Source organism: Facklamia miroungae (genome assembly GCF_012396555.1).
Taxonomy (GTDB): domain Bacteria; phylum Bacillota; class Bacilli; order Lactobacillales; family Aerococcaceae; genus Facklamia; species Facklamia miroungae.
The window spans coordinates 311,476-317,794 of sequence record NZ_JAAXPS010000002.1 but is presented as its reverse complement, the minus strand read 5'-3'; the positions used below and the strand labels follow the sequence as shown (position 1 = coordinate 317,794).

Sequence of the window (6,319 nt, the reverse complement as noted above, 5' to 3'; positions counted from 1 at the left end):
CTATTAAATCACGACCACCGGTCGTTCCATCAAGATATTCATTCACTAATTTGATTTTAAATCCTTTTGAATATTTAGACATAAAAAGAACCCCTCTATCCGAGTCCGGATTTAGGGGTTCAGTACATAATTAGGAGTCCTTTTTTTACTTCTTACGTTCTTGTCTAGCCTTCAATTTACTTTGGCGGCGATTGGTTGAACGCTTATGCTCTTTTATTTCTTGTTTTAACTTATGCTTGTAACCGGGCTTTACTTTAGCCTTTTTAGCTCGATTGAGAAGCTGTTTCACTTTAGGATCCGGAGTCTGATCTTGGGTATTCTTTCGGGCTGTTCGTCGGATTCGATGATCCACTTCTTTCAATTCACCATGACTATACTTGACCTCAGTAAATTCAATTCCCTTAGCTTCCAGACTAGCAATTGCAGCTTCATCATTTGGCCCCATGAAAGTATACGCGGTTCCAGTCAATTCATTTCGAGCCGTACGACCTACTCGATGGATAAAAAATTCTAAATCTTTAGGCAGCTCCGTATTGATCACATGAGAAATACCTGGAATATCAATACCTCTAGCAGCTAGATCGGAAGCAACCACATACTGAAACTCTAAATTTCGAATTTGTTTCATGATCCTGTTTCTTTCTCTGGGAGGTATTCCACCATGAATGGTGGCGACTTTTAACCCTTTCCCTTTAAGAAATCCACTTATCTCATCAGCATAACTACGCGTATTACAAAAGATAATCGCCAAATAAGGTTGCCCTATGGTCAGTAAATTATAAACTAATTCTTCACGTTTAACTCCTTTGGTATCAATTAAATAATTTTCTACTTGATCAGTTAAAACTTGTTTGGGTTCGATAGTGATTTCTTTGGGACCTGTCATATATTTATTTAAGAAAACAGAAACCTGTTGAGGAATGGTAGCTGAAAAAACCATCATTTGAAGCCTTTCTGCCATTCGAGAAGCAATTTCATCAACAATTGCTAAAAAACCTAAGTCAAATGTCATATCGGCTTCATCGACAACGAGTGTTTTTGCACTTTGAACCCATAAGGCATTTTCTTGCATTAAATCAAAAATCCTACCAGGCGTTCCAATCACTAAATGAGGTTGCTGATTTCCTAGTTTTTCAATCTGTCTTTCCTTATCAGTACCCCCAACAAAACGAGATACACGAATTTCTTCGCTCTGATCTCCTACTAGTTCCATTGCAAATTCATAAATCTGATTAGCTAATTCACGGCTTGGTGCAGTGATAACCGCTTGAACCTTTTGATCATCTGGGACAATTTGATTCAATATCGGAATCAAAAAAGCATGTGTTTTACCAGACCCCGTTTGCGACTGTACGATCAAACTTTCACCCTTCAGTGCAAGAGGAATCACCTCTTCTTGGACTGACGTCATTTTTTTAAAAGAAATACTATTTAGGGTATCTTTAATAAAAGGTTTTATATTTAATTCATTAAAATTCATTATACTCTCCTTTATTTGTTACTTGATATTGACTATCTTTTGCCAAATAGTATACCACAATGCTCTTTAATTAAATATGACCGATTCTGTAGGTTGAATCCAAAGGCTATTTTGATATAATGAAAACTATATGAAATTGGAGGCTTAAAGATGAAAGATTATCGCTTAATCATGACTATTTTTGGGGCTAGTGGTGATTTGGCCCGCCGTAAATTATATCCTGCTCTTTATCAGTTATATAATAAAGGTTTCTTAGCTGAACATTTTGCAATTATCGGAACCGCTCGACGTGAATGGGATCATGACTTTTTCCGCCAAATTATTAGAGAAAGTCTTAATGAAGGTATCCAGGTAAATGATAATATTGAAGCTTTTCTATCGCACTTCTATTATCAATCCAATGATGTTAAGCAGGTCGAACAATATTTTGACTTAAAAAAATTATCCCACTTACTTGCAAAAAAATATCAAACAAATGGCAATCAAATTTTTTATATATCTTTATCCCCAAATTTATTTCCGATTATTACCAGTCAATTAAAAGAACAAGGCTTACTCACTAAAAAAGGTTATAATCGTTTAATTATTGAAAAACCTTTCGGATACAATGAAAATAGCGCTGAAGAATTACAAGCTCAACTCACTCAATCTTTTAGTGAAGAACAAATCTATCGTATTGACCACTACTTAGGTAAAAGTATTGTTAATCAAATACTACCCATCCGTATGAACAATTTTCTCAGTCGTTTCTTATGGGATCCAACCCATATCGACCATATCCAAATCACTTTAGATGAAGAGTTGGGTGTTGGCGAACGTGGAACTTATTATGAAACAAGCGGTGTCAGTCGTGATATGATTCAAAACCATGCCTTACAGCTTTTAACGTTGGTTACGATGGATCTTCCTGAAAATACCAGTAACGAATCTTTACGTCAGAAAAAAATTGCTAGACTCAAACAACTAAAACATTACGCAAACTTGAAAGATTTAAAAGAGCATGTTGTTCGTGGGCAATATATAATGAGTAAGGATCAAAAAGAAATAGCCTATCGACAGGAAAAAAATGTAGCTCCTGACTCAAAAACAGAGACCTATATGGCCTTAAAAATAGGTATTGATCAAGAAAATTGGCTTCATACACCTATTTATCTTCGCTCTGGTAAACAACTTAACAATAAACAAACCGACATTAAAATTATTTATAAAAAGGAAGCCGAAAATATTCCAGCTAATTATTTACAAATTGAATTAGCTCCTAAACCAGGTATACGTTTGGCTTTATCACAATCTGATTCGACCCACTGCAAAGAAATAAAAGAGCTTCATCTTTCCTACCAACTTCCCCATGAATTAGCAAAAATAATTCCTGGAGATTATGAAAAGTTACTTTTTGACTGTATGAACGGAGATCTTAGTAACTTTGCTCATTTTCTTGAAGTTAAATATGCCTGGCAATTTATTGATTCCATTCATTCACTATGGCAAGAAGAAGATATCCCAGACTTGGCTTTTTATCCCGCTCAATCCAACGGCCCGGAGGCAGGTGACTGGTTAATTGAAAAAGACCATCGCTTTTGGTTTAATGAATAAGTTATTTCATTTTAAAATCCCCCACTTTCATTCAAAAAGTTGAAAGCGAGGGATTTTGTCTTTAAGGATTAACTTGATTCTTTAAATATTCCTTATTAACTTGAATCATTTGGTCAATTAAGTCATTTTTCTCTTCTTCGTCATAGACATTTGCTCCAGAAGCCATTTCATGTCCACCGCCCTTAAATTGAATCGCTACTTGGTGAATGTTTGGTCCCTTTGAACGAATGCGAGCGCGGTATTCCCCATAGGAATCTTCTTTCTCAATAAAAATAACCCATGTTAGGACTTCCTTTAAACGGCCTGGTATATTGGTCACAGCATTCGTATCTTCAACAGATATCTTTCTCTGAATCAAATCAGCCTGCTTAAGGGTCATCGCAGCTACTCCTGCTTCGAATAATTCAATTTGAGCAATAGCAAAGGATTGAAAGTTTAATTCATTAAGAGAAAACTCATTCATCTTTCGGTTTATCCACGTATTGTCAGCTTGATGCTGCATGAGATAGGCCACAGCTTCAAAAGTTGCTTGGGTCGTGTTCGAGTGAAGAAAACGTCCAGTATCGCCGGCAACACCCGCATACAAATAAGTGGCAGCTTCCGGCGAAAGAGGCAATTTACTACCTGCTTGCATGAGGATCTTGGTGATTAATTCAGCTGTTGAGGAACTTGCTATTTCTACAATTTCTAAATCTGCAAAATGTTCGACAATAAGATGATGATCGATTTTGATTAGAGGATTATTTAAGATTTTATCATTACCATCGATTCGTTCGAAGATAGGGGTATCAAGAACAATCACTAAAGCATCTTCATAGTCTTGTTTTTCCACGGTATCCATTTGTCCTAACCACTCTAATCCTTTACCTATTTTCCCAGCAGCTAGGACGGTCTTATCTGGGAATTTAGTTTGGATAATCGCCTTTAAACCTAACTGAGATCCAATAGCATCAGGATCTGGATTAATATGGCGATGCAAGATTATACGGTCATATTGGTCAACCAAACTAATTAATTTATCAATTAAGCTTTGCTTAAGTATCATTAGTTGAACTCCTTCTGTCTTTTATTTACCATTTGCGTGCCTACTGTAGCTTGGGCAACAAGAATATTCTCAACATATACTCTTACTTGAGAAATCGCTGAGCGTCGATTATAGTTTGATATTTCTACTTGAAAATCTATGAGATTGCCTAACTGTATAAAAGTAAAATAATTAAGATTTAAAGATTCGAGGATATTATTATGGCCAGTCAATTCCTTAACTTTAATAATTGCAACTTGGGCAATTAATTCACACAACCCGCCATAAGAGAGAGTTCCTAAATGGTTTACCATTTGAGGTTGAACCTTAAATTGATAATCATAGCGATTTTTAAAGTCATTGCGATTAACTTCCACTAGGTGTTTTAAAAGTTCGTGTTCAAAAGTATTGGCCGTCTGGGGCTGTTGTTGGACATTTTGTAAAGCCTTCATGACGTCTTGGCGTGAAACTACACCCAAAAGTTGTAAATTATCTGCAACAACTGGGATCATTTCAATGTCTTCCCAGATCATCTTATAAGAAACCGATGCTAAACTCATATGTGGTTTAACTGTAATTACATTTTTGCTCATGGCCCTTTCAATTGAAACATTATTCCCACGCCCCATTAAATCATTGGCTGTAACAACTCCAACCAATCGATTGTTTGTAACCACAGGAAATCTTGAAAGGCCTGTTTCATTGGATTTTTTCTTGAAATTTTCAATCGTATCTGATGGCTCGAGTGAAACAGTACTTTCAATCGGTGTATAGACTTGTTCAACCGTGACAATTTCTTGCTTTATCATTTGTTCATTAATTGATTGATTAATTAAAGAGGCAACGGTAAAAGTATCATAACTGGTCGATATAATTGGGAGTTCTTGCTGATTTGCCAAACGAATAACATCTAAATCTGTTTCAAAGCCACCAGTAATTAATACAGCAATTCCATGTTTTAAGGAATGACGATGTACTTCTGAGCGATTTCCAACAATAATTAAGGTCTGACTTTCAAAGTAACGTTCCATTGCATGTAAGGTCATTGCACCAATGATAAATTTGGTGAGGGGTTTATCGAGACCATTTTGCCCGCCTAAGACTTCTCCATCGATAAGCGGTATAATGTCTCTAAAAGTTAAATGACCCGCTGATAGATGGTTTTTTTGTTCAATACGAATCGTTCCCACCCGTTCAATGGTCGAAACTAAACCTTTTTCCTCAGCATCCTTAATGGCTCGATAAGCTGTTCCTTCGCTCACTTGTAATTGCTTAGCTATTCCTCTAACGGAAATCTTATTCCCGATAGGTAAGGATTGAATGTATTGAATAATGCGGTCATGCTTTGTTCCCATGGACTCACCTCATTTTCCTTAAAATAATCATACCTTGCTTCATTATCTAACCCAAAGCTACGTCTAAAATCATCATAATCACAAATCCTGCCATAAAACTCATCGTAGCTATATCCGTGTTACCTTCAGTTTGCGATTCAGGAATTAATTCTTCAACCACCACGAAAATCATAGCACCAGCAGCAAAAGAAAGAGCATAAGGCAAGATGGTCTGCATTGCTAAGACAGTGGCTGCCCCTATCATAGCGCCAAATGGTTCTACTAGAGCAGACATTTGACCCATGTTAAAGGCATAGCCTTTGCCCTTACCTTCTCCCATTAATGGCAGTGAAAGGGCTGACCCTTCAGGGATATTTTGAATACCGATACCAATTGCCAAACTTATCGCCGAAGCTAAAGTTGCTCCCTCGATTCCGATCGTAGCAGCAGCAAAGGCTACACCAATAGCCATACCTTCAGGAATATTATGAATGGTCACTGCTAAAAAAAGCATCCACGTTTTTGATAGACTTGTTTCACTGAGATTCGTGTCCCCATGGTCCCCAGCATAATGCAAATGTGGCACAAATTTATCGATTAATCGTAAGAAGATTCCTCCTGCTAAGAATCCAACCGCCGCCGGAAACCATTCGGGTATGTTTGACTCCACACTAGCTTGTTGTTCAAGAGCGGGAGCTAGAAGTGACCAGAAAGAAGCAGCCACCATAATTCCACCAGCTAAACCTTGCATCATTGCTAATAATTTACTGTCTATTTTTCTAACTAAAAAGACAAAGGATGCTCCTAGTACTGTGCATAACCAGGTTCCTATACCCGCAATCCCCGCTTGATAAACAGGATTCAATTGGATAAACCATCCCATTTCAA

5 protein-coding genes are annotated in these 6,319 nt (G+C 37.0%); 1 reads left to right on the top strand and 4 read right to left on the bottom strand.

The features are described from left to right. Positions 1-145: 145 nt before the first annotated feature. A complete protein-coding gene (locus HF969_RS03580; protein WP_090289399.1) occupies positions 146-1,480 on the bottom strand; it encodes a DEAD/DEAH box helicase in 1,335 nt (444 codons plus the stop codon). Positions 1,481-1,630: 150 nt separating this feature from the next. On the opposite strand from HF969_RS03580, the gene zwf reads away from it, so the two are divergent. Then, a complete protein-coding gene (gene zwf, locus HF969_RS03575) occupies positions 1,631-3,073 on the top strand; it encodes a glucose-6-phosphate dehydrogenase (RefSeq protein ID WP_090289398.1) in 1,443 nt (480 codons plus the stop codon). 61 nt (positions 3,074-3,134) lie between these two features. Here the strand turns inward: zwf and HF969_RS03570 are convergent, their stop codons facing one another. From HF969_RS03570 to HF969_RS03560, 3 genes are read right to left on the bottom strand one after another with little or no spacing between them, the layout of a single operon-like run. Continuing rightward, the gene (locus HF969_RS03570; RefSeq protein ID WP_090289397.1) at positions 3,135-4,118 is read right to left on the bottom strand and encodes a DHH family phosphoesterase; all 984 of its coding nucleotides are present in this window, start codon (positions 4,116-4,118) and stop codon (positions 3,135-3,137) included. After that, complete coding sequence (locus tag HF969_RS03565; protein ID WP_090289396.1) at positions 4,118-5,452, bottom strand: DRTGG domain-containing protein; 1,335 nt, start codon at positions 5,450-5,452, stop codon at positions 4,118-4,120. Before HF969_RS03565 ends, HF969_RS03570 begins: the two co-directional genes overlap by 1 nt. 46 nt (positions 5,453-5,498) lie before the next feature. Further along, a complete protein-coding gene (locus HF969_RS03560) occupies positions 5,499-6,314 on the bottom strand; it encodes a ZIP family metal transporter (RefSeq protein ID WP_090289395.1) in 816 nt (271 codons plus the stop codon). Positions 6,315-6,319 lie beyond the last annotated feature (5 nt).